This window comes from Aquabacterium parvum, from assembly GCF_001447195.1.
Taxonomy (GTDB): Bacteria; Pseudomonadota; Gammaproteobacteria; order Burkholderiales; family Burkholderiaceae_C; genus Aquabacterium; species Aquabacterium parvum.
In genome coordinates, this window is the sequence record NZ_LFRI01000150.1 from 1 (window position 1) to 1,926 (window position 1,926).

The following is a 1,926-nucleotide window of genomic DNA, read 5'->3' on the forward strand; positions in this document are numbered from 1 at the left end:
TTCCGATCTGATGAGTTCGTGTCCGTACAACTGGCGTAATCATGGCCCTTCGGGGCCATTGTTTCTCTGTGGAGGAGTCCATGACGAAAGATGAACTGATTGCCCGTCTCCGCTCGCTGGGTGAACAACTGAACCGTGATGTCAGCCTGACGGGGACGAAAGAAGAACTGGCGCTCCGTGTGGCAGAGCTGAAAGAGGAGCTTGATGACACGGATGAAACTGCCGGTCAGGACACCCCTCTCAGCCGGGAAAATGTGCTGACCGGACATGAAAATGAGGTGGGATCAGCGCAGCCGGATACCGTGATTCTGGATACGTCTGAACTGGTCACGGTCGTGGCACTGGTGAAGCTGCATACTGATGCACTTCACGCCACGCGGGATGAACCTGTGGCATTTGTGCTGCCGGGAACGGCGTTTCGTGTCTCTGCCGGTGTGGCAGCCGAAATGACAGAGCGCGGCCTGGCCAGAATGCAATAACGGGAGGCGCTGTGGCTGATTTCGATAACCTGTTCGATGCTGCCATTGCCCGCGCCGATGAAACGATACGCGGGTACATGGGAACGTCAGCCACCATTACATCCGGTGAGCAGTCAGGTGCGGTGATACGTGGTGTTTTTGATGACCCTGAAAATATCAGCTATGCCGGACAGGGCGTGCGCGTTGAAGGCTCCAGCCCGTCCCTGTTTGTCCGGACTGATGAGGTGCGGCAGCTGCGGCGTGGAGACACGCTGACCATCGGTGAGGAAAATTTCTGGGTAGATCGGGTTTCGCCGGATGATGGCGGAAGTTGTCATCTCTGGCTTGGACGGGGCGTACCGCCTGCCGTTAACCGTCGCCGCTGAAAGGGGGATGTATGGCCATAAAAGGTCTTGAGCAGGCCGTTGAAAACCTCAGCCGTATCAGCAAAACGGCGGTGCCTGGTGCCGCCGCAATGGCCATTAACCGCGTTGCTTCATCCGCGATATCGCAGTCGGCGTCACAGGTTGCCCGTGAGACAAAGGTACGCCGGAAACTGGTAAAGGAAAGGGCCAGGCTGAAAAGGGCCACGGTCAAAAATCCGCAGGCCAGAATCAAAGTTAACCGGGGGGATTTGCCCGTAATCAAGCTGGGTAATGCGCGGGTTGTCCTTTCGCGCCGCAGGCGTCGTAAAAAGGGGCAGCGTTCATCCCTGAAAGGTGGCGGCAGCGTGCTTGTGGTGGGTAACCGTCGTATTCCCGGCGCGTTTATTCAGCAACTGAAAAATGGCCGGTGGCATGTCATGCAGCGTGTGGCTGGGAAAAACCGTTACCCCATTGATGTGGTGAAAATCCCGATGGCGGTGCCGCTGACCACGGCGTTTAAACAAAATATTGAGCGGATACGGCGTGAACGTCTTCCGAAAGAGCTGGGCTATGCGCTGCAGCATCAACTGAGGATGGTAATAAAGCGATGAAACATACTGAACTCCGTGCAGCCGTACTGGATGCACTGGAGAAGCATGACACCGGGGCGACGTTTTTTGATGGTCGCCCCGCTGTTTTTGATGAGGCGGATTTTCCGGCAGTTGCCGTTTATCTCACCGGCGCTGAATACACGGGCGAAGAGCTGGACAGCGATACCTGGCAGGCGGAGCTGCATATCGAAGTTTTCCTGCCTGCTCAGGTGCCGGATTCAGAGCTGGATGCGTGGATGGAGTCCCGGATTTATCCGGTGATGAGCGATATCCCGGCACTGTCAGATTTGATCACCAGTATGGTGGCCAGCGGCTATGACTACCGGCGCGACGATGATGCGGGCTTGTGGAGTTCAGCCGATCTGACTTATGTCATTACCTATGAAATGTGAGGACGCTATGCCTGTACCAAATCCTACAATGCCGGTGAAAGGTGCCGGGACCACCCTGTGGGTTTATAAGGGGAGCGGTGACCCTTACGCGAATCCGCTT

Annotated in this window: 4 protein-coding genes; all 4 read left to right on the plus strand. The window is 56.2% G+C overall.

Features of this window, described 5'->3' with window-relative positions; translation table 11 throughout:
- Positions 1 to 80: 80 nt before the first annotated feature.
- From ABG80_RS21250 to ABG80_RS05875, 4 genes are read left to right on the plus strand one after another with little or no spacing between them, the layout of a single operon-like run.
- Positions 81 to 479, plus strand: coding sequence for a DNA-packaging protein FI (locus ABG80_RS21250; protein WP_000158919.1), 399 nt, complete (start codon positions 81 to 83; stop codon positions 477 to 479).
- 11 nt (positions 480 to 490) lie between these two features.
- On the plus strand, positions 491 to 844 hold the full coding sequence (locus ABG80_RS21255; protein ID WP_000752979.1) for a head-tail joining protein: 354 nt from the start codon (positions 491 to 493) through the stop codon (positions 842 to 844).
- A gap of 11 nt (positions 845 to 855) precedes the next feature.
- On the plus strand, positions 856 to 1,434 hold the full coding sequence (locus tag ABG80_RS21260) for a phage tail protein (protein WP_000975070.1): 579 nt from the start codon (positions 856 to 858) through the stop codon (positions 1,432 to 1,434).
- Positions 1,431 to 1,826, plus strand: a complete 396-nt coding sequence (locus ABG80_RS05875) for a phage minor tail U family protein (protein WP_000683105.1) — start codon at positions 1,431 to 1,433, stop codon at positions 1,824 to 1,826. The genes ABG80_RS21260 and ABG80_RS05875 overlap by 4 nt, the downstream gene beginning before the upstream one ends.
- The last annotated feature ends 100 nt before the right edge of the window (positions 1,827 to 1,926 follow it).

What these genes read in the sequence shown, in the direction of transcription:
- ABG80_RS05875 (WP_000683105.1), top strand. Translation starts at nt 1,431, where the DNA reads ATGAAACATACTGAACTCCGTGCAGCCGTACTGGATGCACTGGAGAAG.
- ABG80_RS21260 (WP_000975070.1), top strand. Translation starts at nt 856, where the DNA reads ATGGCCATAAAAGGTCTTGAGCAGGCCGTTGAAAACCTCAGCCGTATC.
- ABG80_RS21250 (WP_000158919.1), top strand. Translation starts at nt 81, where the DNA reads ATGACGAAAGATGAACTGATTGCCCGTCTCCGCTCGCTGGGTGAACAA.